This is a genomic window from Pseudoalteromonas sp. DL2-H2.2, assembly GCF_021532535.1.
GTDB classification, from domain to species: Bacteria; Pseudomonadota; Gammaproteobacteria; order Enterobacterales; family Alteromonadaceae; genus Pseudoalteromonas; species Pseudoalteromonas rubra_A.
The window spans coordinates 129,203-155,482 of record NZ_JAKGBD010000006.1 but is presented as its reverse complement, the minus strand read 5'-3'; the positions used below and the strand labels follow the sequence as shown (position 1 = coordinate 155,482).

At 45.9% G+C, this 26,280-nt stretch carries 22 protein-coding genes; 8 read left to right on the top strand and 14 right to left on the bottom strand.

Translation table 11 applies throughout. The features are described 5' to 3' along the window. Window positions 1–6 precede the first annotated feature (6 nt). The 13 genes from L1285_RS12330 to L1285_RS12270 form a co-directional block, all read right to left on the bottom strand. The gene (locus tag L1285_RS12330) at window positions 7–1,869 is read right to left on the bottom strand and encodes a 2-oxoacid:acceptor oxidoreductase subunit alpha (RefSeq protein ID WP_235412561.1); all 1,863 of its coding nucleotides are present in this window, start codon (window positions 1,867–1,869) and stop codon (window positions 7–9) included. Next, a complete protein-coding gene (locus L1285_RS12325) occupies window positions 1,869–4,943 on the bottom strand; it encodes an efflux RND transporter permease subunit (protein WP_235412560.1) in 3,075 nt (1,024 codons plus the stop codon). Before L1285_RS12325 ends, L1285_RS12330 begins: the two co-directional genes overlap by 1 nt. Before the next feature lie 11 nt (window positions 4,944–4,954). Then, the gene (locus L1285_RS12320) at window positions 4,955–5,971 is read right to left on the bottom strand and encodes an efflux RND transporter periplasmic adaptor subunit (RefSeq protein ID WP_046003185.1); all 1,017 of its coding nucleotides are present in this window, start codon (window positions 5,969–5,971) and stop codon (window positions 4,955–4,957) included. 2 nt (window positions 5,972–5,973) lie between these two features. Then, window positions 5,974–7,623 (bottom strand): phytoene desaturase family protein, encoded by a 1,650-nt coding sequence (locus L1285_RS12315; protein WP_235412559.1) that lies wholly within the window; start codon window positions 7,621–7,623, stop codon window positions 5,974–5,976. A gap of 38 nt (window positions 7,624–7,661) precedes the next feature. Next, window positions 7,662–7,985, bottom strand: coding sequence for a ferredoxin FdxA (fdxA, locus tag L1285_RS12310; protein ID WP_046003187.1), 324 nt, complete (start codon window positions 7,983–7,985; stop codon window positions 7,662–7,664). 107 nt (window positions 7,986–8,092) lie between these two features. Then, window positions 8,093–9,631: a phytoene desaturase family protein gene (locus L1285_RS12305; RefSeq protein ID WP_235412558.1), complete on the bottom strand. Its 1,539-nt coding sequence runs from the start codon at window positions 9,629–9,631 to the stop codon at window positions 8,093–8,095. Between the two features lie 3 nt (window positions 9,632–9,634). Continuing rightward, window positions 9,635–10,390: a 3-oxoacyl-ACP reductase FabG gene (gene fabG / locus L1285_RS12300; RefSeq protein WP_235412557.1), complete on the bottom strand. Its 756-nt coding sequence runs from the start codon at window positions 10,388–10,390 to the stop codon at window positions 9,635–9,637. Between the two features lie 8 nt (window positions 10,391–10,398). Continuing rightward, complete coding sequence (locus L1285_RS12295; RefSeq protein ID WP_046003190.1) at window positions 10,399–11,235, bottom strand: alpha/beta hydrolase; 837 nt, start codon at window positions 11,233–11,235, stop codon at window positions 10,399–10,401. Next, window positions 11,225–12,799 (bottom strand): phytoene desaturase family protein, encoded by a 1,575-nt coding sequence (locus tag L1285_RS12290; RefSeq protein ID WP_268836047.1) that lies wholly within the window; start codon window positions 12,797–12,799, stop codon window positions 11,225–11,227. The genes L1285_RS12295 and L1285_RS12290 overlap by 11 nt, the downstream gene beginning before the upstream one ends. Continuing rightward, window positions 12,799–13,695 (bottom strand): diiron oxygenase, encoded by an 897-nt coding sequence (locus tag L1285_RS12285; protein WP_046003192.1) that lies wholly within the window; start codon window positions 13,693–13,695, stop codon window positions 12,799–12,801. The genes L1285_RS12290 and L1285_RS12285 overlap by 1 nt, the downstream gene beginning before the upstream one ends. A gap of 169 nt (window positions 13,696–13,864) precedes the next feature. Further along, window positions 13,865–14,125 (bottom strand): acyl carrier protein, encoded by a 261-nt coding sequence (locus tag L1285_RS12280; protein WP_046003193.1) that lies wholly within the window; start codon window positions 14,123–14,125, stop codon window positions 13,865–13,867. A gap of 44 nt (window positions 14,126–14,169) precedes the next feature. Further along, complete coding sequence (locus L1285_RS12275) at window positions 14,170–14,961, bottom strand: MaoC/PaaZ C-terminal domain-containing protein (protein ID WP_235412691.1); 792 nt, start codon at window positions 14,959–14,961, stop codon at window positions 14,170–14,172. A 2-nt stretch (window positions 14,962–14,963) separates the two neighbouring features. Continuing rightward, a complete protein-coding gene (locus L1285_RS12270) occupies window positions 14,964–16,235 on the bottom strand; it encodes a beta-ketoacyl-[acyl-carrier-protein] synthase family protein (protein WP_235412555.1) in 1,272 nt (423 codons plus the stop codon). 1,343 nt (window positions 16,236–17,578) lie between these two features. Between L1285_RS12270 and L1285_RS12265 the strand changes: the two genes are divergently transcribed. Both L1285_RS12265 and L1285_RS12260 read left to right on the top strand, forming a co-directional pair. After that, a complete protein-coding gene (locus tag L1285_RS12265; protein ID WP_235412554.1) occupies window positions 17,579–18,133 on the top strand; it encodes a TetR/AcrR family transcriptional regulator in 555 nt (184 codons plus the stop codon). Between the two features lie 587 nt (window positions 18,134–18,720). Further along, a complete protein-coding gene (locus L1285_RS12260; protein ID WP_235412553.1) occupies window positions 18,721–18,915 on the top strand; it encodes a hypothetical protein in 195 nt (64 codons plus the stop codon). Window positions 18,916–18,950: 35 nt separating this feature from the next. On the opposite strand, the gene msrA is transcribed toward L1285_RS12260, so the two are convergent. Further along, window positions 18,951–20,243 carry a peptide-methionine (S)-S-oxide reductase MsrA gene (gene msrA, locus L1285_RS12255; RefSeq protein WP_235412552.1) on the bottom strand — a complete coding sequence of 431 codons (1,293 nt, stop codon included), beginning with the start codon at window positions 20,241–20,243 and terminating at the stop codon, window positions 18,951–18,953. 191 nt (window positions 20,244–20,434) lie between these two features. On the opposite strand from msrA, the gene L1285_RS12250 reads away from it, so the two are divergent. From L1285_RS12250 to pcp, 6 genes are all read left to right on the top strand, one after another. Continuing rightward, a complete protein-coding gene (locus tag L1285_RS12250; protein ID WP_046003197.1) occupies window positions 20,435–21,949 on the top strand; it encodes a leucyl aminopeptidase in 1,515 nt (504 codons plus the stop codon). Between the two features lie 207 nt (window positions 21,950–22,156). Then, window positions 22,157–22,813: a 5-oxoprolinase subunit PxpB gene (pxpB, locus tag L1285_RS12245; RefSeq protein ID WP_235412551.1), complete on the top strand. Its 657-nt coding sequence runs from the start codon at window positions 22,157–22,159 to the stop codon at window positions 22,811–22,813. Continuing rightward, window positions 22,807–23,742 (top strand): biotin-dependent carboxyltransferase family protein, encoded by a 936-nt coding sequence (locus L1285_RS12240; RefSeq protein WP_235412550.1) that lies wholly within the window; start codon window positions 22,807–22,809, stop codon window positions 23,740–23,742. Before pxpB ends, L1285_RS12240 begins: the two co-directional genes overlap by 7 nt. Then, the gene (locus tag L1285_RS12235; protein WP_235412549.1) at window positions 23,739–24,476 is read left to right on the top strand and encodes a DUF969 domain-containing protein; all 738 of its coding nucleotides are present in this window, start codon (window positions 23,739–23,741) and stop codon (window positions 24,474–24,476) included. The genes L1285_RS12240 and L1285_RS12235 overlap by 4 nt, the downstream gene beginning before the upstream one ends. Beyond that, entirely contained in the window at window positions 24,473–25,492 is a 1,020-nt protein-coding gene (locus tag L1285_RS12230; protein ID WP_235412548.1) for a DUF979 domain-containing protein, read from the top strand. The genes L1285_RS12235 and L1285_RS12230 overlap by 4 nt, the downstream gene beginning before the upstream one ends. Continuing rightward, window positions 25,485–26,147: a pyroglutamyl-peptidase I gene (pcp, locus tag L1285_RS12225; RefSeq protein ID WP_235412547.1), complete on the top strand. Its 663-nt coding sequence runs from the start codon at window positions 25,485–25,487 to the stop codon at window positions 26,145–26,147. The genes L1285_RS12230 and pcp overlap by 8 nt, the downstream gene beginning before the upstream one ends. The last annotated feature ends 133 nt before the right edge of the window (window positions 26,148–26,280 follow it).

The window sequence follows — 26,280 nt, the reverse complement described above, 5'->3', positions numbered from 1 at the left end:
ATTCCTTTACTGGCTATTGTCTGTCAGAAGCTGTTTGCAGTGCTGGTAAACTTCATCAATTTTGAATGGCATACCACTTACTTTTTGTAAGACTTCAGTTTCAATTGACCAGTGATTTTTTAAAACACTATTGAGCTGCCCCAAATTAAGCTCTGCGACTAACACTTTGCGATAACGGCGCAAGCAATCACCCAACCCTTCCGGCAATGGATTTAAATTACGCAAATGCAGATGGTCTATCGCATATCCTTCACTTTTAAGTTGTTGTACGGCCGTGTGTAATGCGCCATGAGTCGACCCCCACGCCACAACCAACACATCTGCACCACTGTACTCATCTGCACTGATTGGCGAAATGTCTTTACTGATGCGCTTTATTTTTTCTTTGCGCGTCAAAACCATTTTAAAGTGGTTGTCAGGATCATAGCTGATGGCGCCTTTGTCGTAGTCTCGCTCCAGTCCACCTAAACGGTGCTCAAGCCCTTTTTGACCTGGTAACACCCAAGATCGAGCCAGCGTGTTGGGGCATCTTTGAAATAAAGCACCGTCACTCTGTGCAGGTAAATTGGCAACAGAAAAACCATCAATGTCTTCGTCTGTGGGGATCTGCCAAGGCTCGGCACTGTTGGCCAGGTAACCATCGCTTAGCACAATGACAGGTGTCATATAGGTGACTGCAATCCGAAATGCTTCAATCGCCATAGTAAAGCAGTCTGCTGGTGTAGAAGGGGCTAAAACAGGCACTTCACATTCGCCATGACGACCATATAAAGCAGCGAGCAAATCGGTTTGTTCCGTCTTTGTCGGCATACCCGTAGAAGGCCCTGCACGTTGAATATTAAATACAACGGCAGGAAGCTCAGCCATAACCGCCAAACCGAGCATTTCTTGTTTGAGATCTAACCCCGGCCCACTGGTACTCGTTAATGCCAAATTACCGGCAAATGAGGCGCCAACTACGGCGCCCATCGCCGAGATTTCATCCTCTGACTGAAAGGTTTTAACGCCGAAGTTTTTGTATCGCGCCAGACTGTGCAGTACATCTGACGACGGTGTGATTGGGTAACTGGCAAAAAAGAGTTCTCTTTTGCATTTTATAGAAGCCACCACAGCGCCAAGCGCTAAGGCCTCATTACCCGTAATATGGCGATATCTCCCCTTCGGCAGGTTTGCTTTTGGTACACGAAACCCGGCATCAAACAGCTCAATCGTATCGGCATAATTGTAACCGCTGTGCAGCGCCTTTTTATTGGCTTCACTCAACAAGTGCTGCTTGCCAAATTTAGCGTCAAGCCAGTTCTCAAGCTCTTCGATTGGACGCTCATAGAGCCAACAAACGACCCCCAATGACAACATGTTTTTACACAGCAGCGCTTTTTTTCTTGGTAAATTCAAGGAGCTTAGTGCGTCAAGCGTCAATTGTGTCAACGGTATCTCAACCAATCGAAAACGGTCTAACTCCCCAGTCTTTAACGGGTTTTCCTGATAACCGGCTTTAACACAGTCTTTCTCTTTAAAGCTGTCACTATTTATAATCAAGATGCCATTGTCGCTTAGCTCACTGATATTCTGTTTCAATGCCGCCGGATTCATTGCCACCATTGCATCGAGATGATCTCCCGGAGTTAAAATGGGCTCAGAGGAGAAACACAGCTTAAACCCTGATACGCCAGCTGTTGTGCCGGCCGGTGCGCGGATCTCTGCGGGGAAATCCGGAAAGCAACTAATGTCGTTGCCTTTAACAGAAGACGAATAGGCAAATCTGTCGCCAATAAGCTGAATGCCATCCCCAGAATCTCCGGAAAACAGTATTGTTACTTCCTCCAAAACCTCACGGTTTGTAGCTTCTGCCTTGCTTACTTCTATCATTATGCGTCCTTAAGTGAATGGGAAATTGGCACCGATTTATCGGCAAAAAATGAATACAATACAGGTACTAATAACAAACTGATCAAAGTCGATACTGCCAGCCCGCCAATGGTTACCCATGCAAGTGGAGACCAAGTCAGACTCCCTTGCATCGCCACGGGAAACAAACTTACAATCGTTGTCATAGTCGTTAGAATGACGGGCGGTAAACGCCCAATACTCGCCTGCAGGCAAGCCTGGTATTTACTGTGTCCCCCGCCGTGATAACCGTTTGCAGAATCAATCAAGATAATCGCGTTGTTCACAACAATACCTATCAACCCTGCTACTCCCAGAAATGCCATAAAGGAAAACTCATAGCCCGTGACATACAAGGCCAATACCGCACCACTAATTGCAAAAGGGATTGAAATAAAGACAATCACTGGCTGGCTGAATGAACGGAACTGAAACACCAGGACGGTAAAAATACCAAAGAGCGCGATAATGATTGACTTGATGAAGCCTCTGAATGCCTCTCCTTGTGACTTTTGTTCACCCCCAATTTCGTAGTGCACACCATCAGGTAGCGTCAAGAGTTTTAACTGCTCATGCACCTGCTGAGTAACCGATTGTACATTGTGCCCTTTCTCAACATCCGCGGTAATTTTCGATGATCGCTGAGTGTTGTAGTGCTGAATATGCGCCGCAACCGTCACAAGCTCCAGTTTCGCCACTTGCATAAGCGGCACCAATTGCCCGTATACATTCTCAACTTTGATTTTGCTGATGTCGGGAATGGTCGCGCCAGAGGGTTTGGATAATTTAATAACGATAGGGAAATCATCACCATACTTATCCCGGTATTGGCCGATGTAGTTGCCAACCAGACTCATCCTTACAGCCGCATCTATATTAGCAACCGGCAGGTTCAATTGCGCTGCACGCTCGTAATCAATACTGACTTTTAAATCGAGCTTTCGATCGCCAAGCGGGTTTTGCACATTGGTGGTGTGCGGTGTGCGCTCAACCAGACGTTCGATCGTTTGCGATACCTCATTTAACACTTCGAAGTCATCACCAAACAGGCGCACGACAATAGGGGCTTCTATCGGTGTACCTTGCTGAAATTCCTTTATTGTTACTTCTGCCAGAGGGAAGTTTCTAAAGCGCTCAGTTAATACTTGCGTTGCATCCCAAAATTCATGACTGTTTGCCGCTTCAATCTGAACAAAAATTTGCGCCCGGTTCGGCATTTCTGCTGTTGGTGTCTCCGAGTAATATATCCTGGGGTTACCATGTCCAATATTGCTGGCATAATGCTCAATAAAGTCGATGTCCTTCAGTTCATGCTCCACCCTGTCCAGCACCTGCTCGGTTTGTCGCAAAGACGCATTTTCTGGCAATTTAATATTCACCAGTAAACGGTTATTTTCTGCTTTGGGCATAAAGCTAAAGCCGATGCTACTGAACAGCGAAAGGCTGGCAAAAAAGCCCAGCAAACTAACAAAAATAAAGCTCTTCGAATATTTCATGCAGCACTTGAGCACCAACTGATAAGGTCCCTGTGCAAAACGACGCAACAGTACGCTTCCCAAAACGGGTTTGCTGATCCGCTTTTTGCTTTCAAATTTGTAGATCAACGATGCAAACAGGGGCGTGAATAGCAATGCAATGAATAAAGACGCAACCAGAGTAAACACAACGGTAACGGGCAAAGAGCGGATAAAGTCTCCGGCATTGGTTTGCATCCACAAAATAGGCAAAAAAGCCAGCACAGTGGTGATAGTGCCACTGGTTACCGCCCAGCTGACTTCCATCACCCCTGTTTTTGCGGCTTCCTGTCTCTTCATGCCTTTGTCTTTCTTGCTGGTGATGTTTTCTGTCACCACAATGGCGTTGTCGACCAGTAAGCCCAGCGCAACGATCAAGCCTACGATCGACATTTGCTCTATTCCAAAGCCAGACTGATCTAATAATCCAAAGCCGATAAATACTGAAATAGGTATGGTAATGACAATAATGAACATGTTCTTGAGGCCCATGAACAGCAGTACAATGAGCCCTACCATTGATAAACCCCATATCAGGTTATCAAAAAAGCCACCCAGCCGAGTGGCCACGCTGTTAGACTGGTCAAGCGCTATTTCAGCAACGACATCATCAGGTAAAGTTTGCTTAAGCCGCTCTAACGACTTCTTTATTCTGGGCATAACAGTGAACACACTGATCCCTTCATTTTGCATTGCGGTCACAAAAACCGCTCGCTTGCCATTAAAACGCGCGATATACCTGGGCTCTGCATCGACAAACTCTATCGTTGCCACATCCTTTAAATAAATGGGTTGACCATCTTTAGAACGGATAAGTGTGTTGCGAATGGCTTGTAAATCTTCATATCGCCCGCTGGTGCGTACCGTCAGTCTTCGGGCCCCTGTATTCACATGACCGCCTGAAAGATTCCTGGCCTCCCCAACCAATACCTGATAGCTATCAGTTAGCGAAATGCCGTAATGCTGGATTTTGTCAAAGTCCAGTGTGATCTGTACCTGCTGATCGGGCAGGCCCCAAACGTCAGCTCGACGGATCCCACTAATACGTTCCAATCGTTTTTCAAACCGTTCGGCATAAAGTCTCAGTTGCCGGTAGCTTGCTGTTTCTGATACCAAGGCAATTTGCACAATATTGACATCTGTGGGCGAGAGCTTCTTAACATCAAGCTTAGCAATATCACTGGGTAACCTGCTTTTTGCGGCATTGACGGCAGCCAGTAACTCATTGTACTTTTCGTTCGGGTCGGTGCCGTAATCGAACTCAACACGAAACGTTGCCAACCCATCCTTAATATCGGTTCTGATTTCCTTCAAAGCATCAATTTCATTGATAGCCTCTTCCAGCGGGTCCACAACCATTTGCTCCATATCCAGAGGCGCAGTACCAGGATGTAACGCCACTATGTAATTAATAGGAAATGACAACTGTGGATCTTCGGTACGAGGCATCGTGAAAAAAGAGACTACGCCCAAAATGATGACTGTGGTGATAACGACCAAAGTAAAGCGATAGTTATCGAGTGCACTACTGACAAATTTCATCCGAGCATTCCTTACAAGCCTTCCAATACAACGACTTCTTCACCATCTTCCAGCATTTCAGCGCCTTGTGTGACCACTTCTTCATGCTCGCCCATGGCTGCTTTTACAGCAATCGCGTCGTCTGTTAAAAAAGCGACCTCTAACACTCTTTTCGTGACCTTGCTGGAATGTCTGTCAATCGTGAAGAATTTTGCTTTGCGCTGGTTCACCTCAACAACCGAATCAAGACTGATATAGCTATACAACTGTTGATCCTGAGGTAAAATCTCCACGCTGGCCAAATAACCAACCCGGAAAGTCTCTTGATGCTGGTTTAATTTAACATCAACAGAGAACAGACCCTGCGCGTTTGCCTGGCCCGCAATTTCGCTTATATGACCGTCAAAGGTCTGGCTATTGTAGGCACTGAGTGTCACGGTTGCGGGATCGCCGATTTTCATGCGCACAACATCATGATCCGGAACCTCAACGGTTACGATCCAGCCGTTTTCATCAACCGCTATCATGAATGCTGTTTGCTGCGCCTTAATCAGTTCGTTTTCTTCCACGAGCTTCTCTACCACCACGCCCCCCATCGGGGCGCGGATAGTAGATAGGCTTTCGTTGAAGGCCGCTATTTCCAGAGCTGAAGACGCAGCTTCAAGGCGATTTTGGCTCTGCTGAACTTCAGACAGAGGCAACAAGTTTTTGTTGTATAAGTCAGAGATGCGCTGATGATCCTCTAACGCCGTTTTATGTGCCGAAGTCGCAGACTGTACCTTCGCGCGTATTTCTCTGCTGTCCAATGTGGCCAGCAGTTGCCCTTGCGCCAGTACATCCCCTTTTTGCACATTCACTTTGTCAACCAGACCATCAATATTGAACGCAAGTCTGACAATAGTCTTGCGTGCAAGTTTGCCACTGACATTTACAGGCTGGCTACGGTGGCTACGTTTAATCTCTGTGGTGGTGACCGATTTGAGTGTGGCGCACTGGAGCTCAAAACAACCAATGAACAGTACTAAACACATGATCCACTTAGTCAGCATATTTAGGCCTCCGCAGACGCTACCGCGCGTTTACCCAAGTCTAAAACGTCATAACGAACATTCCGTCCAGCGACCGCTGCGGCCGCTTCCACACCGCCTGTCATGGCACCAAAAATACCGTGACCTGTACGTGTCGACGCACCACATAAATACAGTCCTTTTACTTCCGTTTTTTCGCTTGGTCTGCGATGCAAAAACTGCTCCGGTGTAAATGCAATCCCATAGGACGTACCGCCGGATGAACCGATAAACCGGGTGACTGAAAAAGGAGTCGAAACATCTTGGTATACGATATGTTTGGACAAACCCGGGATCACCGATTCTGCCGTTTTTATCAATTGCTCTGCGTACCATTGCTTTTTCTTTAAGTACTCTGGGTTTTTCCTGTATGAACCGTCTTTGACCTCTTCTTCTGTCAATCCCCATGCTTCTGGAGAAGCCGGCGTAACGGACATCAGCTGCAAATTATAAATACCTTCCGGTGCCAGGTTTTTGTTTTGAGGATCCTTTAAGGTTGCATTACCAATGAAGACGTGTGGATTTTCCGGGAACTTTTCTTTGAAAATGGCTGAATACGCAATTTCGTAATCATAATCAGGGTAAATGCGGTAGTTGGTATTCTTATGACCTTCTTTGATCATGTCTAGATCAATACCCAAATACACTATGCCCATTGCAGGGGACATTTCATAATCCCGGGTCTTTTTCAGTGTTTTTGGCTTCAACCATTTGCTATCTACCAGTTCAAGCAAAGTGTGCTTAATATCTGCATTTGCGATGACATTGTCGGCATAGACCGTTTTCGTCCCCAGCTTTTTGTTCTCGAACTCGACTCCTTTAACAGCACCATTCTCAACCAAAATTTTGGTTACTTTTGAACGTAAAAGAATCTTTCCGCCATTGCGCTCTACCGCTTCACCCAGCTTGTCAGAGAACACCTGCCCCCCTCCGGATGGGTAAAAAGAACCCTGCAAGAAATGGTTGGTAACACCGGCATGACCAGCCATTGATGCACGACTCGGTGGCTGATGATAAACACCCAGCTGACCGGTCAAAATGGCACGTAACTTTTTGTCTTGCGTACAGGTATCAAGAAACTCTTTTACCGTGGCGTTGGCATATCGGGCCAGCAATAAACACTGCGGCAGGATCCATAGCGCAGATTTAGGATTAGAGTGGATCCCCATGAATTTCCATACCTGATCCAGGTATTTGAAATAGCGAATAATACCTTTTTTTTCTTGTGGAAACTCAGCCAGTAACTTTTCTTTAAAGCGCTCAAACCCTCTTGGAATACCGAACCGATAGCCCGGAAAACATAAGGTATCAAACGCTTCAGGATCTTGCTCTAAGAACTCAATTTCATTGTAATCAATGCCCGCGCCTCGCAGGATCCGAGGGATAAGCCCCTCCGGCCCGCAGTCGCCGATATAGTGAAGCCCAACATCAAATTCATACGCTTTACCTTTACGATGGAAGACAGTCGCACATCCTCCCATTTCATAGTGCATATCCAGCACCAGTACTTTTTTACCTCTGTGGGCAAGCGTCGCTGCGGCAGTCAGACCGCCAATTCCCGCACCAACAACAATCACGTCAAACCGATCATCATCGAGCGTCTTGATTCTATCTGGAGTTTTTAAATTGCTCATTTTATTCTCGTTCGTATCTTTGTAGATGATTAATTTTATTAGCTAACCAAAAATTCTATTTTTTCTGGTTGTCCGCTCCATTTCTGGTGATCAGAAAGTGGCTCTTTTGACTCTAAGATTTCAGGCCATTTCACGGCCAGGTCGGCATTGAGTTCAACGAAATGAATATCACTGTCATCCAATTCGCTTTCCGCAAAAATTGCTTCTTCAGGACACTCTGGAACACACAAGCCACAATCAACACATTCATTCGGATCAATCACCAGGAAGTTGGACCCCTCACGAAATGCATCTGCTGGGCATATATCAACGCACTCTGTGTGTTTACAGTTAATGCAGTTGTCAGTAACAACGTAAGCCATAGCTTTACTCTCTCCTTAAAAGATAAACTTATAATTTCCTAAAATTTATGAAGTTATTTTATGAGTGACGTTTGTCGGGTAACATCAGTTGTAGGCCTAAGCTGCTGTTAGAAGTACCTATCAACCAAAGTCTTTCCTGACAACATAGTGCCGATGAACCCCGCTCCCGGGAATGTATACGCCCCCACTTGGTACAACCCTTTGATTGGATACTTCTGCGGAAAACGTCTAAATAAGCCAGACTGTTTCAGATTCTGCTCAAAACCATAAATCGACCCACCAGGGTTGTTGGTAAACTTGGTCATTGTTCTGGGTGAGCCTGCTTCACACACAACAATGTGATCTTTCAGATTCGGAATTTGTTCAGCTGCTTTATCAATTAACATCTGTGTTAATTGTTGCTTTTTCTCTCTGTATTCCATTTTGCTGAGACTGTGCCAATCAATAGAGCCAATTAACGTAAATAGCCCAAGACTTGATTTGCCAGGTGCACACAAAGTGTCATCAACATTAGAGAAATAGTTAATAGACCAGCCTGTTTTGCCATCGAACACTTCCCCTTTTTGGAGACATTCGAACTGCTCTCTTTGACTCAACATGGGTGCAAAAAAGCGAATATACTCATCTTCTTTTACCCCTAAATCAGCCAGGCTGCAGTCTAGCCCCAGATATACCTGAAACCCCGAAATAGACATTTTTTGTGCTTCAAGCTTAGTGTGGAAACGCGGTTTAAACTTGTCTTTGCCGACCAGTGAAACGACTGCGTGTGGGCTGATATTACAAACGACCTTGTCGGCGCTAACCACGCCACTGCGTTTAGACTCAATGCCTTCGACACGTCCTTTCTCATTGACAATAATATCCGTCACTGGAGATGAAAGAAGCACAGTTCCCCCATTGCTTTCAATCACTTCAACTAGCGCGTCAGACAGTTTTTGTGAGCCCCCCTTAATCGAATAACCACCATTACGCAGATAATCTATAAAAGGATAAGAGAAATAACCAAATGCCAAGTCTTTGGCAGGCAAACCGTAGTAGCTCCACTGCGCTGACAAGACGGCTTTTAAGCGCTCGTTTTGTGTGAAACGGGAGAAAAACGAATCCACAGTATCATTTTCATACTTAAGTATTCGCTTGAAGAAAAACGGCGTCGCTAAAAACCTTAACCAAAAAGGCAATTTAGCAAACAGAAAACCACACATGTCCTTGTAGTTTTTGTCAGCTTCTTTAAATAAGCGGATAATGTTGTCTTTTTCTTCAGGAAAATAGTGAAACAACTGGTTTTTGTAATCTTCGATGTCACGGTGCTTCGCTTTAATGTCTATATCACCCTGTTGAAAGTGATAAAGCGTCTTGTGACTCAAAAATTCAACCTTATCTGCTACCCCGGTCAGTTCAATTACTTTGTATGAATCACCGCCTTTGACCACACCATCAAAAGAGTGCAATGAAACATCAAAGTCAAAATCCTTTCGTGAGAAGTTTGTCGCATAGCCACCTGGAATATTGTGCTTATCAACAACCAGGACCTTTTTTCCCTTTTGAGCAATCATCGAAGCGGCTGATAAACTCCCAAGCCCAGCGCCGACAAAAATAACATCGTATTGGCTATCTACTTTTTTTGTTTGTTTTATATTGGAAACCATAGCTTAAACCGTCAAACCACCATCAATGACAAAGGTCTGCCCGGTAATATACCCAGCAGTTTCACCCAGTAAAAAATCCACCATGGCCGCAACTTCCTCTACAGTACCTAGCCGTTTAAGCGGTACTTGTTTGGTAATTTGCTTTTTAGCTTTTTCATCAATGTTGTCGACCATTTCTGTTGCAATAAAACCAGGCGCGACGGCATTGACTGTCATATTGAAACGAGCCACTTCAAGCGCCAGCGTTTTAGTCAACCCCAACATGCCCGCTTTAGTAGCAGCATAGGCAAGTTGCCCCTTATTCCCCTTCAAACCGGTCACCGAAGACATGTTGATGATCCTGCCGCAACCCTCTTCTGCCATCGCTGGCACCAGACACTTGCTGAAATAAACCGCAGAGTTTAAGTTGGTATTGATTACTTTGTGATAAAGGTCCATATCCATGGAGAAAACGAGTTGATCTCCCGTGATCCCCATATTGTTGATCAGACCAAACGGGTTACCGTATTCTTCGACAAGCTTTGAACATAACTGCTCAACCTGCTCATACTGACTACCGTCACACTGATAACCAAACGCCTCACCACCGAATTCCGCTATATCAGCAGACAGTACGTCCGCCTGTGCTGAAGATGATTGATAAGTAAATACCGCGCGATAACCTGCCTTTGCCAAAGCCAGTACCAATGCTTTACCAATCCCCCTAGTACCACCAGTAACCAGCACCCAGTCCTTTTTCTTGTGATCTAAATTAGCCATAATCTGTCTTACCTTTTTCCTTCATCTGAAAGCTTGCCATGACAAAAAAATGAGGTCACAGCATCGACATATTCTTGTTTGTTCAGCTTGTAAATTTCTAAGTGCCCACAGTTAGCAAATTTCACAAAGGAAACTTCGGGACATTGCACCTTCAGCTCACGAACATCCTCGTGAGGCATGTACTCATCTGCATCGCCATAAAAAAAGACAATGGGTAATCCTTTGACTTGTTTTAAAGAATGCACAATCGGCCGGGTTCCGGTCGCGGTAGATAATCGACTGTTACTGATCCACCGCATCGCTTTGGCTATCAGGCCGCCTTTAAAAAACACCGTGACCGAGGGAGGGACTGAATCCAGTACCACCGAGCTGAAAGGCGATTTATCCTCCGCCAGGGCGTGCGTTAAATGAAAACCACCAAATGAACAGCCCAGTAAATGAATGGGCAAGCCGCCAAAGCGTTGCTGCGCCATATTTGCCACAGACAGAACATCTTGCCAAAATGCATGCCCTTTAATATTTGAGCGGCCAAAGCCTTTAAAGTTAAAGCACAGGACGTGATAACCGGCGTCGCAAAACGCCTGACTCATTTCATTTTTGTGAAAGTAGTGCAATCCATACTTTAAAAACGGATGGCACAGTAGCAGGACCCCTTTCACTTCACTGCTTGTGCTGTGTTGCAGTGATACTTCCAAATTACTGCCATCAAGGCCTACCATTTGAAACTGCTCTACATCGCCACTGACATTGTTCTTCCAACCCTGAACCGATGCGAACATCACGCGCATAAACGCTCGTGAAAATAAGATACCGGCTTTGCCTAACTGCTCTGTATTACTGGACATACTGCCCCCACTTTTTGGATTTTACTTGTGCATAACCAAATGCAGCTTCATAGCTAGGCCCAGCCACCCAGGCACTAACAAACTCAATACCCTTAATTGGAAACTTGTGGTGAAAAACATGGCCGCTGATGTCCGTGCCGACCATCGCACCGTATCCAGAACCATCAGTATTATTGGTAAAGCGCACATAGGTTCTGGGCGATGCCACTTCTTGATACTCAATATGCCCACGCAGTGTTGGTATTTGCTGTAACAAACGCTCTACTAGCACTTCCCCGGCCCGCGCTTTTTTCTCTCGGTACTCTGGCGTGCGTCGTTGCGGCCAGTGATCAATAGAATCCAGCACGTTCAGGCAAATGACCTTTCCGCCATCGCTATCTAATAAATGATAATTAGTCACTTCCATTGGCGAGTTTTGCCAAAACGCTTGCTCACACAATGCTTCGTCAAATCCAGACTGTTCAGCGGCTTTTCGCAACTTTCCAGCTTCGCCTGGCGCCTCTGAAAACATCATTGATTCAGTATGGTTTAAACCCAACTGCTCAGGGGGTAAGTCCGTGACCAAATAAACCGTGGTGGTTGCTCGTGCGGGTTTCAACGCCTCGAGCTTTTTTAGTACAGTTGAAAAATCGACATTCGTGTTGAATAGGTTTTCAAGTGCATAATGCGGTGACGTATTAATAAAAACGCTATTGGAATAAAATTCCCCTTTTTTACAACGTACGCCATACGCCTGATTGTGCTCATCCGTCAAAATTTCGGTCACCGGATTTGATAAAACAACTTTGCCGCCCGAGTCCGTAATTCTCTTTGCTAATACATCGGATAACTTCTGTGAAGCACCCACAACATAGGCATTGCCTTTATTCAATGTTGCATACACAACATGCAAGTAATACAAGTACCCCAGGTCTTCAGGGTAACCGCCAACATAGATGCCTGGCGCTGCCAATATTTCGATCAAATAAGGATCATCAAACAGGGCGTTCAATCCTTCCTCAACCGTAATATTTTTTAGATGCTTGTGCGCATAACGCAGCTGCTCTATATCAGGCTCAATCGTGCCATCGAGCATCTGGAACTGGTAATAGCCATTTCGACCATAGATAGCGACTTGTTCAAAATACGTATCGATGGCATCAGCCTGTGCTGGAAAAGCTTGCTTTAGCACTTCCTGCGTCTGCGTCGCATCATTCGGTAAGGGGCACCCCGATTTATCCTTGAAACAACAGAAATAATCACTGGGATATTTCATTTCTAGCTCTTCATAAAGACCTAGCTTTTCAAAGATATTATTGAGATTTCCCCCCTCACCCATACCGCTGAGTTTGTGTAAGCTGCAATCAAAAGTGGCACCTGCCTTTGGACGACGAAACACCGTTGAATAGCCACCCGGTACAATGTGCTTGTCAATGACTAATAAACGCAGTGCGGGGTTTTCTTTAAGCAACAAAGCACTACATGCCAGCGTAGTAATCCCTGCCCCAACAAAAATTGCATCCCATTGCACATCGCCTGCTTCACCCGACTGTTGTGCAGTTACTTTCAATTGAGTCTCTGACATTATCTCAGCCCTAACTTATCTAGCCAGGCGTAAAACTCTGCGAAGCGCTCGTTATTTATCCGGATATTATTTTCCGACGCCCAGATTTCATTAATTTTTTCCTGCTCATGGCTCTGAATTGGAAACTCAAAAGAAGTATGTTTACTAATCTCATTGTTATAAGTGAACATATTAATGAACTGAGGAACAACGCTTTTAGCCATTGCCCGAAGTTGTTCCTGCTCCTGTTTCGGCGCAGTTTCAAAGTAGTTTTCTGAGATCCAACGACCAAAAGCAATGTGGCGCGCTTCATCGAAGTGATGTGCTTTAAACAATTGCCGTGTCATCGGCTCGATATCGCTTCCCTGAGAGGTATGCATCGCACCCAATTCAGCAACCCACTCAATCAGTAATGTAAACAATACCCCAGCAGCTGGCTGCATATTCGGTAAAGTTTCAATGAGTAATTCATGTAAGCCATCGGGTGGAGTCCATATTTTAAGGTCCGCAAGCTCCATAAAACGTTTGAACGTCATGGTGTGCACAATTTCTTCTTTCGAAAAAACCATTAAGTATTCAGTTGTGATTTCATCAAGACGGTCATAATACTTGTTGATATAACCCATATAGAGCGGTGGTAACGTCTGTTCCAGCCAAATAAACATAGATATATCACGCGCTGTTTCCAGCCAAGCGACTTCTAAACGCTGTTCTTCGGTGAGTTGATCATAATAAGGTGTGCCATATATCCACAAATGGTCTTTTTCCTTTGGCCACTGGCTTTTGTCTATTCCTTTATCCCAAGGTAATACGGTTTCCAAATCCATTGCATGTGCATGGGAAGTCAAACAAAGCTTGGCTACTTTAGCTTTCCGTGCCTCTGTTAATGTTAATATTTCTTTTTCGGCAACAGTCATAAAATAGTTCCTTTAACTGATTATATTCGAGGCCAGCATAAAAATAACACCAGCCACCTGATTAGCATTAAAAGGCTAACCGCTACTACTTCACCCATACCTTAGTAGCAATTAAATACCTTTCGATATCACACGAATATGTATAAATTCATAAGGGAGTCAGAAAAAATTAAGCAACCGCTTCTTCTTGCAAACTCACCACATAATCACACATTTGGCTAAGTGTCGAAATTTCACCAGATTCAAACACTTCTGGTTTTATTACAACTTGGAACTTCTTTTTCATACTCACCTGCATCTCGATGAAATCCAGGCTGTCTAAACTTAGCTCTTCAAAAGACATTCCCGCAGAAATATCCTCTTCTTCAAAATCTTTAAGCTCCAAAATAAGCTCTACAATTTCTTCATATACTTCTTTAAAATCCGCCATTTTAATCTCCTATCATTAACGGGTTAAACTTTTGCTTTATAATATTAGTTATTGAATTTAATCAGTAAACCTAACTCAATTGTCATTTCGTGTTGGCCATTGAGAAAAACAGCCAGTTCAAGCACACCAAATGCAGACTCTTCCTCTTCGGTAAGGCTCATATTGTCAATCTGATAAGCCACACTAGGCAGGGAATCAACTGTGTATTTACTGCTCTGAAGCGATGGACATATACGCGTTAGATGACTGATTTGTACGACCGTATGCTGCGCCAATTCAGTAAGACAATTTGCCTCATCAGGGCCTTCATTATGATTCAAGGAGGACATAATGTAGCTGATCTGATTAGAGATAAAATGTCCGAAAACCAAAGCATCAACCCAAACCCAGGCGTCAAAACCCGAATCAAATGACTGATAAAATGACCGGAATTTCTCTTCAACGTCAGAAGCGTTCAGATGGTGTACTTTTTCTTGTGATTGCCACGGCGTTTGCTCAACACTGCTTACAGAACCAACCAAATGCAGGTTTGAACTAGCCACACTATTTACTTTAAAACACAGTTTGTTACGCCGCTCCGTCTCGCTCATCGTAACCTTGTCATCACACAAAATAGGCGCTTTGAGCGACGTCTTAAACTGGGTCCAACCTCCATTGTCGGCTACAAACTTACTGACCGCCGTCTGCTTCACCTGCAACAGCGCAAGCATGCCGTGGGTTACCACTTTATCAACACCCAAACGTGCAGCAGCCTCAATATCAAAGTGGATCGGGTTACGATCTCCGGAGAAAACCGCCCACTTCTCAATGTCATCGGCGGTAAATGAAAGCTCCATCACTATGACTCCTCGAAACGTTTCAGCAATACACCAGCATTCGCGCCACCAAAGCCAAAGCTCAAGTTCATAATGATGTCTAGTTTCTGGTCATATCGGTGTTTATTTGGAACGTAATCCAGATCACACTCTGGGTCTGGCTCATCCATATGAATAGTGGCTGGAATAGTATTGTTTTCCATCGCTTTAAGGCAGAATATCGCCTCAAGAGAACCCGCCGCGCCAATCAGATGACCGGTATAGGATTTTGTGCTCGACATAGGTATTGAGTAGGCAGCGTCACCTAGCGCAGACTTGATGGAATTTGTCTCATTGAGATCGTTCAATGGTGTTGAGGTACCATGAAGGTTGATGTAATCAATCTCATCAAATGCGACTCCGGATTGAGTGCATAACTCCCGAATGACATGAATACGCGCTTGCATATCCTCTGCCGGAGCAGTCATATCATATGCATCTGAATAGTTGGTATAGCCGATTACTTCCGCGAGTATATTGGCGCCACGCGCTTTGGCAAACTCGTAGTCTTCGAGGCACAGTACCGCTGCCCCTTCGGACAATACAAAGCCACTTCGACCTTTCGAGAACGGGCAACATGCGAGGCGCTCATTTTCTTGCTCTTTACTCAATGCCTGAATGACATCAATCGACCAAATATTAAACTGCTCACGCAGCGACTCACTGCCTCCTGCAACCACAACTTTTGCTCTTCCACTGCGGATTGCATCAAAGGCTTCACCTATCGCCATGGTACCCGTAGCGCAAGCTGCAACAGGACTATTCTGATAGCCTCGAAAATTCCAATTCATTGATACTGCAGCGGTTGCTGCATTGCACATTGACATGACCGTAGCGAAAGATGTTGTTAGCCCTGATTCACGGTAATCGTTGTTGTTCTCATTTGCTGTGTCTAAACCACCCCAGCCAGTGCCTATTACAACACCTCTTTCAAACGGAGAAACAACCTCATCCAAATCGGTCTCACCAAAAGCCATGTTGAGCGCTTCATCACACGCCAGTAAACTAAATTTAGCGTACTGAGGTAGCATTTTTAAAATGCGCTTTGAGAATGGACGCATCAATTTTCGGTCAAAATCCATGAAACCAAAATATTTGGCGTTAATTGAGTCATCATCCATTTTAGTGTGTCGATAGCCAACCTGGTAATCCATTAGATTTCCCCAGATTTCATTCATGTTATTACCCATTGACGTAACACCACCGTATCCGGTGATAACAACTCGACGACTCTTTTGTTTATCCTTAGTTTCCATAAAAACCTCAATATTTAGGGAATTACCCACAAAATTCACCTAATCACGCTTTGCCAGCGCAACATATCCACTAGTCAGCACCATTCGGCGCGCTAGCCCAAAACACTTTATACTCAAAGAATCAGATATACGTTGGCACATCACAACTCGCCAAAGCACGACGCTGAGCCTTTGTAAAAAGCAAACAAGGCATAAGTAAAACTGACTATCAAACGTTTATAGAACCGAAAGAAATCAACTCCAGCCTATTTAAAACCTAAAACACGGCATTACTTTAAATATTAAAGATCATGAGCACATTTTGCCCCATCCACTCAGGTAACCTCACCGCCCAACGAGGTTAAAATTTCATTACACCATTAACATAAGAAGCCATCGGCAACACAAGGCGCAACCACTGAGATACACTTTTACCTTTAATTGTTACAACTCAATATAACCGACAAAATAAAAACAAACAACCCTGTATGCTTTTATTTTAGGTAAAAATGTAAATTTACTTACCCAATTTATTTAACGATAACACTAACGCGCATGATAATGATTTTTATTTAGCAACAAATTAAAAACAAACAAACGCTAACACCACAGAACATAATTATACCTATAGAACAACAACTTAACATTACTTGTAACGATGTTTTCTATACACGTGAAATATGAAAAAGTAGCTCATGGCACCTTACTACCTCATTGTTCAGGGAATGCCAAAAAAGCACAGCACCTGGAATGCCATTGCATCTTGTACATTAGGAAAATCTCTGGCACCACTAAACACACGCACCAAATCGATCTGAAACAACCTTTAATAGGCCCCTTCAAAGGTCGTAACAAAATTGTAAAAATGTCAATTTTTTCACACAGAGCACCTGGTTAACTGATATCCAGAAACCTGTACGTATAAAGCCAAAAAAACCACGCTCCAAAGCTCGGTTGTCGCGCCACTGTTTGCTTTATGGTTTAGTATAAAAATATGACAAAATTATATATGACTATAAAAAAGGCGTTTACCCACCTAACTCAGGCAGATTTTTTACGACTCAGATGTTATTTATTAACCAACTTGCTTTTCAATAGCTTTTACGCTTAGGGTGCGAGATTAAACGAATGATTTTTTTGACTTTATACTGTTAAAAAAATACCCATAACAGGAACATTGAAATCCACAATGCAACTAAGATATTCAATTTTTTTTTTGGAATTCTTCAGAGCGCATCCACGGAACTAGCTTTACTCTGTACCAATCTGTTAACATCCATTTCCGATTAACACGATGTTTGACTATTTTTGGCAAGTGTTGCCTTTTAAACTCAAGCCTTTAATTTCAAAAGAAGATATAAATAATGACCAGAGCAACCAAACAACAATGGATAGAAGAGGCATTTCGCCTCTTAATTGAACAAGGGCAAAGTGCTTTGTCTGCTGAAAAGATAGGTAAAAGGCTAGGAGTTAGCAGAGGTTCTTTCTATCATCACTTTGCTTCCAAAGACGGTTTCTACCAGGCCATTTTAGAAACATGGTACGAAAACAGCACAATAGGTACTGTGGCAAAGAATAAGTCCCTGGAAGGAGAGACCCGGCTCGAAAAGTTACGCTATTTCGCTTGGGCAATAAACCATGAGCTGGATGTCGCAATAAGAGCCTGGTCTCTCCATAGCCCACAGGCAAGGGCTTTTCAGGAAAGAGTGGATCAGGACCGACTCGCCTATTTAGAAGAAGTCTACAGTGAAAGCTTCCAAACTGAGCAAAATGCAGATCAAGTCTCGATTGCAGCAAAAGTAGCTTATTTGAGCTTTATTGGTGTGCAGTCATTCCAACCTAAGTTCGACGGTGAAAAAGTAGAGCACTTCAGAAACAGTTTACATGAGGTAATAACTCGTTATCTGGGCACAAATTAGTGCATAACAAGGTAAGCATTTCGTTAGAGGAATAACGTTGGCTGACTTGCTTAAGCCGTGCAGCATTGTTCAAATAGGGATGAATAATGCTCACTCTTTAAACTGAAATATCAGTCCGAACAAAGCTAACTCACTTGCAGAGGTTCGTATCAAGCCGGGCAAAGCGGTCTGCGGCTTCACGTTCAACCTGCTTTCGCTGTGCCCGCGCACCTCTTTGCAGTTCACCTTCTTCATCAGCATTCCTTTATCGGGTAATATTGCTGTCGAATTCACCGCTTAGCTCAGCTTGACCAACTTATGGCCTCATCACACCGACTATATGACACGAAGGATACAGTTCGGCGCTATCATGTGCTTGCTGATAGCACCATTTTTACGCGTCGGGTGTCCAGTTTATTCTGATTAAATAAGGGTTGCTTGATATAGTTGCCAACCCGCTTTAGGTCTGCAAAAAAATTCGTGTAAGTTTTATGACATATTTACTTACAAATACATACTATAAGCAACTTAACAACATTGACACACATGTACTAACTTAAAGATCGTTCGATTTGTGAACATAACGACTTTTTAAAAGGAATATCAAAATGAAGCTTAACCTGAACAAAAAGAACATCAAAAAACTCAGTGCAGACAAAGCCACTTTGGCATTGCAAGCTACGCCGCAAGTTGCCGGTGGTGCTCCCAAAAGCTATTTCAATAACTGTGCACCAACAGAAAACCGAATGTGCTGGGAAGAGTCTATTGGCAACTGCCCTTATACCATGGCATTTGGATGCTAGTCCGTTAGCAACCATTTGATGTAAATGCGGGGTTTCTACTGACTTACCTGGTAGTCCTGCCTGGATTTAAACTCCAGTACGGTCGCATTAATGCAGTAGCGATCGCTTCCACCTGGTCCTTCATTCGCAAACACATGTCCCAGATGAATGCCCGTTGAGCTGGAGCGAATTTCAGTGCGTTGCAATCCGTGACTATTGTCTTCATGATAAGTCACACTGCCCGCCACTGGATACTTGAAAGACAACCAGCCTGTGCCTGAGTTAAATCGGTCTTTGGTATCAAACAAGGCCTGTCCGCTGAGCTTATCTATAAATACCCCGTCACCGGTTTGTTTAAATAAATCATATTGTTTGCAAAACGGCCGATCTGTGCCCTGCTCAAACGCTGTGGTATAGGCATCACTGTCACCCAGCTTAAACGCGCCCAGTGCCCGGTAAAACGTTTTACGGTCCATATACCCCTGAAAGCCCGCAACTTCCTTACCATTTTCCATAAATAAAATGGTCGGTGTTGCCCAGGTTGCAGACATGATACTCAGGTCCTGTAGCTGACTGGCCCGACGAAAGTGCAATGCAATACTGCCCTGATAATCATTCACCACTTGCTGCTTAAACTTGTCACAATAAGGGCAGTACGGTGCATCAATCACGACAATGTGCTTGCCCGTTAACAATGCTTTATTATCAACCGACTGCTCTTGCACATCCGCAAAAGTAACGCCTGTACTGTGATCCGGGCAATATCCGTTGGGGTTTTTTACCAGATAATTCTGGTGATATTCTTCTGCCCGCACAAAAGCGCTCAGTGGCTTAAGTGTCGTTTGAATTTGGCCATAACCGGCTTGCGTCAGCAGCGCCTGGTACTGTTCTTTTAATGAAGCTGCCGTGGTTTTTTGCGCCTCATCGGTATACAGGATGGTGGAGCGATATTGTGTACCCACATCATTACCCTGACGATTTTTCTGCGTTGGGTCATGGCTTTCAAAATAGACTTTTAACAATGACTCTGTCGATAGGCGGCTGGCGTTGTAAGTTACCCGTACGACTTCTGCGTAATTATTGGGGTCAAAACGTCGGCTTGACGCTGTGATTGCCTTATAACTTGCCTTAAAACCTCGCCCATCTGCATATCCGGATTCAGCATCTATTACCCCAGGCAGCGCTTCATAGCGTTTTTCTGCGCCCCAAAAACAGCCCGATCCCAGCACCAGTGTTTTGATATGCGAACTGGCTTGTTCTGGTTTGCTATTAGGCACTGCCGCATGGCTGATGCTGGCAAGCCCAAGTAAACTCGAGAGCGTTATCTGTACAATTAATCGTTTATTCACTCCGACTTCCTCTAAATTGACTTCTCTTAACTACCAAGACCGTGGCAGCCACGCCATACTTTCGCCGAGTGTGAAAAAATCAGCCGGTTCGCACTTCAACTAGGATTCTGTGTCATTCAACGACATTTAATTAATTAATCTGCGTGTTTAAGGTAAAACAAAGCCCAAATTAGTTATTGAGGGTTTATTCAATGCCATTATCTACTCGTCTTTGCGCACTCAGTGTCGCACTTTTCGGTTCAGCCTCGGCGCTGGCAGCCGACATCCAGTTCACCAGCAAACTGAACGAAAAAACCGATGCTCTGGTTGTATTTCAGGATAGTGAGCAAAGCAATGCATTTAAATTTCTTGACAGAGATACCCGAAAACAACTGAACAAAGCAATGGAAGCTGACAAGTTTTCTGGTGATTACGGTAAGGTGGTCGAAGTACTGGCACCTGTTGACTCTAAACACCAACGTATTCTTGTGGTTGGTCTGGGTGAGCGCGACGAGCTGGACAGTGCCAAAATGGCTAAGCTCGGCGGTAACCTGCACGCAAAACTGGAACAAAAAGAAGCTGCGACAGTCAGCGTTGCATTCAAAGGCGTAAATGGCCAGCTCAGCAACCATGAACTGGCGGCGCAATATGCGCACGGTGCCAATCTGCGCGACCATACGTTTGAGCTGTATAAGAAAGAGCCGAACACACACAGTATGACCTACAACCTGAGTGTAGACGACCAGGGTCAGACGCAAGCCGAATACACTACGTTAAGTCACATTGAACAGGGTGTATTTCTGGCACGTGATTTAACCTCAGAAGTCCCGACTGAAATGACGCCGGTTGACTTTGCCAATGCTGCCAAACAACTCGAGCAGTATGGTGTTGAAGTGAAGATCTTGGAGCCAGAGCAGCTTAAATCCCTGGGTATGAATGCACTGGAAGGGGTTGGCCGTGGCAGTAAAGAAGGCTCACGCCTGGTTGTTGCACATTATAAGGGCAATAACGACACCCCTATCGCACTGGTAGGTAAAGGGATCACCTTTGATTCTGGTGGTTACAGCATTAAAACCGGCAAGTCCATTGCCCGCATGAAATCAGATATGGCCGGTGCAGCGGCTGTTCTGGGCACGGTAAAAGCCATGGCGCTGGCGAAGGCCGATGTTAACGTTGTTGCAGTAATGGGTATGGCCGCCAATATGGTCTCTGAAAACTCGATTGCACCGGGTGATGTGCTGCGCACAGCAGAAGGCCTGAGCGTTGAAATCCTCAACACCGACGCAGAAGGTCGCTTAGTATTGAGTGACGCCATGTGGTACGCACGCACCTATTATAAGCCTGAGGTGATGGTTGACCTGGCAACACTGACGGGCTCTAAGATCCGTGCTGTAGGCAATCGCTATGCCGCAGTATTCTCAGATGATGAGCACCTGATCTCGGAATTTACCGTTGCCGGTAAAGCGGTTAACGAGCCACTTTGGCGACTACCTCTGGGCTACAAAGACATGCTGAAGTCTGACATCGCAGATATTGCCAACGTAGGTTCAGGTGGTCCGGGCGCGACTACTGCTGCTTCATTCCTACAACACTTTGCTGGTGAAACCCGCTGGTTACATATCGATATTGCAGGCAACGCATTGGCTTCTTCAGGTAAAGGCGAAGTTTCTGCAGGCGGTACCGGGTTTGGCGTACGCCTGCTGAGCGAATGGTTGCTGAGTAACTAACAACATCCCAACCCAACTGAGCCATGCAATAATTGCATGGCTTTTTTTTAACCTCAATCAGCCTGGCCACTAACAGGTTTGGCAAGACAGCCGCAGATAAGCTTGCTATGCTTTGCCCGGGCGTCCCTCTGTGTAATACCGCCCCATCAACGCATAACCAATCAGAGGGATTAAATCTGCCGATAACAAAATGAAAAATAACATACCATGACTCAAGAACAGACTTATCTGCTTGGCGAGCAGGCGGTAGTGCTCGACTTAAACTGCGCGCGACTCGATAACACGCAACAGAATCGCCTATTTGCTTTGCACCGCCACTTGCAAAAACAGGCCCAATATACGGATATTGTGGTCGGAAAAACCTCCCTGACTCTGGTTTTACAAGACCCAACACAATGCGCAAGCTGGCAGGATCGGCTTCTGTTACTCTGGGACGAGCTCAGTGCTGAAGACTTCCATCCCACCACGCACCAAATACCTGTCGTTTATGGGCAAGCAGCAGGCCCGGATCTAGCTCCTTTGGCTGCGCAACTGGGCCTGTCACAAAGCGACATTATAGAACTGCACAGCGCACCGCTCTATCAGGTCAAGTTTCTGGGCTTTTTACCAGGCTTTGCCTATCTGGGCTGCGTGCCTGAGCGGCTCAGGGTTGCGCGGCTTGACTCGCCGAGAACCCATGTTCCGGCGGGATCGGTTGCTATCGCTGAAGATTTAAGTGCGATTTATCCCAGTACCTCCCCCGGTGGCTGGCGATTGCTGGGCCACAGCCCGACACAGTTATTCAACCCCCATAGCCAATCGCCTTGTCTGTTTCAGCCAGGCGATAATGTAAAATTTGTACCGCAAAAGGAGGGCCTGTGTTAGAAGTTATTAAGCCAGGCGTGCAGCTGTGTATCCAGGATCTGGGGCGGCACGGCCATCGTCACCTGGGCGTATCTCAAAGTGGCGCATTAGATCCCCTCGCCGTTAAAATAGCCAATACCCTGTTAGGCAACCCCCTCAATACCGCAGTACTTGAAATCACCGTTGGACTGACTCAGCTACAATTTACCAGCGCCACTAACTTCGCGTTAACCGGAGGCGACCTCAAAGCATGCCTTGACGATACCCCACTGACACCGGGCTGGCGCTATTATGCTAAACCCGGACAGCTACTTAGCTTTGCATCCAGCCCCGATGCACTGCGTGCCTATGTCAGTGTTGAAGGCGGCTTTGACGTGCAAAGCGTGATGGGTTCCTGTGCGACCGATCTCCAGGCGGGGTTTGGCGGCATCAATGGCTTACCACTGGCTGCAGGAGATCAACTGCACTATTCCAGCAATACTGAGCGACACAGTGTGGGTGCATTGCAACCGGGATACCACAAACAGGTGCGTATCCTGAGCGGCCCTCATTGCACGCAACTGGATAGCTCAGCAGCGCAATTATTGTCTGCAAAGTCCTGGCAAGTATTACCTGACAGCAACCGAATGGGAATGCGATTAACAGGCCCAGACCTAATCACCCATCAGCTCTCAATCAACTCTCAGGCCGTCTTACCTGGCACCATTCAGCTGCCACCCAATGGTGCGCCGATTGTTTTGCTGAATGATTGTCAAACTACGGGGGGTTATCCGATGATAGCTCAGGTGATTCAAGCTGATCTGCGCCATTTTGCGCAACTGAGTGCCGGTGACCAGCTCAGCTTTGCACTCACCACTGCAGCTCAGGCATATCAGGAAACACAACAACAAAATTACCTTCTTAATCAATTGCGCATTGCGCTGACACATCACGACAGGAGTATTTCGTGAACGAACTGAATTTTTTGCCCCTCAGTGGCATTCTGGTGGTGATCCTCGGGTTTGCCTTGCGGTTTAATCCCCTGCTGGTCGTGACCTGTGCCGGTATCGTAACCGGCTGGGCCGTCGACCTGGACTACCTGACTTTGCTGGAAACCTTTGGCGAGAAGTTTCTTAACTCGCGCCAGCTGGCCAGCTTTTTATTACTCCTGCCCGTCATCGCTATTTTAGAGCGGTATGGTTTACAACAGCATGCCAAAAGCTGGATAGCCAGTATCAAAGGGGCCACCACAGCCAGGATCCTGAGCGTCTATTTTGTGGTGCGTGAATGCGCCGCCGCATTGGGGCTGATTAACCTGGCAGGCCAGGCGCAAACGGTACGTCCTTTGCTGGCCCCGATGGCGCTTGGTGCGGCAAGCAACCTGCATGGCGACCTGCCCAAACCAATCCGGGATATGATCAGTGCACATGCCGCGGCATGTGACAACATTGCCGTTTTCTTTGGTGAAGATATCTTCATTGCCTTTGGTGCAGTGCTGCTGATGGATGCCTTTTTAAGAGAAAACGGCATCGCCGGGATTGAGCCACTTCATATTGGTCTGTGGGCGATCCCGACAGCCATTGCCGCGTTAATTGTTCACCTATTTCGACTGTCCAGACTGGAAGCTAAAATACAACAACAGATAGCCCAACACACCGAACAACAAGACTCAGACGGCCCAGCTGCCCGGGAGGAGCTGGCATGAGTGCAATGACAACGACCGCCACTGCGCAACCAGCCCTGCTCTCAATTGGCAATATCTACTTGTTGATAGGCTTTGTGGTGTTATTTCTGGTCATGAAAACGTTACAGGACAAAGAGCATCCCAAGCGCCTGACCACTGCGTTGTTCTGGGGCTTATTTGGCAGTGTGTTTCTGCTTGGCGATTTATCTGTTACTTATTTAGGAGAGAGCCTGACCTATCGCTGGGTGGGAGTCTGTGTCATCGCCATTGCATTACTGGCTGGCATGGGCAAGGTCTCTATGGGCAGCTACGATGTGCCCAGTGATGAGGTGCAAACTGCCAGTGCCCGACGCATTGGTAATAGGCTGTTTATTCCCGCTGTGCTAATTCCAGTCGTCACTGTGGTGTGTACTATCTTACTGAAGGATATCCAGCTTGGCAGCCTGTATGTATTCGATCAAAGCCATGTGACCCTGGCTGCACTGACCCTGGCCTGTACCATCGCCTTGTTAGTCAGCTGGAAATTCACCGGCGGCAGCCCACTTCAGGCGCTGGGAGAATCACGCCGGCTAGTCGATTCTATTGGCTGGGCAGCTATCCTGCCGCAAATGCTCGCGATGCTGGGCGGGGTTTTCATTGTCGCGAATACTGGCACGGCGATTCAGGATCTGGTGACCTTATTTGTCTCGCCCGACAATCGCTTTATGCTGGTTGTTATCTATTGCGTCGGCATGGCTTTATTCACTATGGTGATGGGCAATGCTTTTGCCGCCTTCCCTGTGATGACAGCAGGTATTGCAGTGCCTTTTCTCATTCAGGGTCACGGCGCAAGCCCGGCTCCTCTGGTTGCCATCGGCATGTATTCAGGTTACTGCGGGACGCTAATGACGCCGATGGCTGCCAATTTCAATATTGTGCCCGCCGCGTTGTTAAATCTGAAAGACAAGTATCAGGTGATCAAAGTGCAGATCCCGACAGCGCTATCGCTGTTGTTCATTAATATATTGCTTATGTATGGAGTCATCTTCAATGACTAAAGGTACCCATAAAACCGTATTGTTGACGGGCTTTGAGCCCTTCGGCGGCGAATCGATTAATCCCTCCTGGCAAGCGGTACATCAGCTCGACGGATGTCATATTGCCGGGCACACAATCAGGACCAAAGAGCTCCCGTGTGAGTTTGATCACGCCCTGACACAACTTAACCGGGCCATCGACAAATATGCGCCCGCACTGGTTTTGTGTGTCGGTCAGGCCGGTGGCCGCGCAGATATTTCTATCGAGCGTGTGGCTATCAATATTAACGATGCCCGTATCCCGGATAATGCCGGCGCCCAGCCGATAGACACGCCAGTACTTGCCGGTGGGCCTGCGGCCTATTTTGCCGCCCTGCCCGTAAAACACATGCTAAACGATCTTCGCCAGGCACAGATCCCGGCCAGCATTTCGAACACTGCAGGCACTTATGTCTGTAACCATGTGATGTACGGATTACTTCATTATATCAGCGAGCATCAGCTCAATTGCCGGGGCGGTTTTATTCATATCCCCTACTTACCCGAGCAAGCCATGCACCACAGCGGTGCACCGAGCATGAGTGCCCTGCAGGTGATTGACGCGCTCAAAGTGATGATTTCCTCTGCCCTGACCCATGATACTGATCTGCAGATTGCTGCAGGTACCACGCACTGATCTGCTTGCCCTGTTTTGGTTCATTTATGCACCAAAACAGGGCAATATTTCCTCAGTAAAATCACGGTTTTTTATGTGACTTGCCCGTTCATTTCTGATAGTACTAACAGCACGAGCCAGCGCCAATGCGCAT

Bases quoted from the DNA above. Each gene is read 5' to 3' on its own strand.
- L1285_RS12330 (WP_235412561.1), bottom strand. From the start codon at position 1,869: ATGATAGAAGTAAGCAAGGCAGAAGCTACAAACCGTGAGGTTTTGGAG.
- L1285_RS12325 (WP_235412560.1), bottom strand. From the start codon at position 4,943: ATGAAATTTGTCAGTAGTGCACTCGATAACTATCGCTTTACTTTGGTC.
- L1285_RS12320 (WP_046003185.1), bottom strand. From the start codon at position 5,971: ATGCTGACTAAGTGGATCATGTGTTTAGTACTGTTCATTGGTTGTTTT.
- L1285_RS12315 (WP_235412559.1), bottom strand. From the start codon at position 7,623: ATGAGCAATTTAAAAACTCCAGATAGAATCAAGACGCTCGATGATGAT.
- fdxA (WP_046003187.1), bottom strand. From the start codon at position 7,985: ATGGCTTACGTTGTTACTGACAACTGCATTAACTGTAAACACACAGAG.
- L1285_RS12305 (WP_235412558.1), bottom strand. From the start codon at position 9,631: ATGGTTTCCAATATAAAACAAACAAAAAAAGTAGATAGCCAATACGAT.
- fabG (WP_235412557.1), bottom strand. From the start codon at position 10,390: ATGGCTAATTTAGATCACAAGAAAAAGGACTGGGTGCTGGTTACTGGT.
- L1285_RS12295 (WP_046003190.1), bottom strand. From the start codon at position 11,235: ATGTCCAGTAATACAGAGCAGTTAGGCAAAGCCGGTATCTTATTTTCA.
- L1285_RS12290 (WP_268836047.1), bottom strand. From the start codon at position 12,799: ATGTCAGAGACTCAATTGAAAGTAACTGCACAACAGTCGGGTGAAGCA.
- L1285_RS12285 (WP_046003192.1), bottom strand. From the start codon at position 13,695: ATGACTGTTGCCGAAAAAGAAATATTAACATTAACAGAGGCACGGAAA.
- L1285_RS12280 (WP_046003193.1), bottom strand. From the start codon at position 14,125: ATGGCGGATTTTAAAGAAGTATATGAAGAAATTGTAGAGCTTATTTTG.
- L1285_RS12275 (WP_235412691.1), bottom strand. From the start codon at position 14,961: ATGGAGCTTTCATTTACCGCCGATGACATTGAGAAGTGGGCGGTTTTC.
- L1285_RS12270 (WP_235412555.1), bottom strand. From the start codon at position 16,235: ATGGAAACTAAGGATAAACAAAAGAGTCGTCGAGTTGTTATCACCGGA.
- L1285_RS12265 (WP_235412554.1), top strand. From the start codon at position 17,579: ATGACCAGAGCAACCAAACAACAATGGATAGAAGAGGCATTTCGCCTC.
- L1285_RS12260 (WP_235412553.1), top strand. From the start codon at position 18,721: ATGAAGCTTAACCTGAACAAAAAGAACATCAAAAAACTCAGTGCAGAC.
- L1285_RS12250 (WP_046003197.1), top strand. From the start codon at position 20,435: ATGCCATTATCTACTCGTCTTTGCGCACTCAGTGTCGCACTTTTCGGT.
- pxpB (WP_235412551.1), top strand. From the start codon at position 22,157: ATGACTCAAGAACAGACTTATCTGCTTGGCGAGCAGGCGGTAGTGCTC.
- L1285_RS12230 (WP_235412548.1), top strand. From the start codon at position 24,473: ATGAGTGCAATGACAACGACCGCCACTGCGCAACCAGCCCTGCTCTCA.
- pcp (WP_235412547.1), top strand. From the start codon at position 25,485: ATGACTAAAGGTACCCATAAAACCGTATTGTTGACGGGCTTTGAGCCC.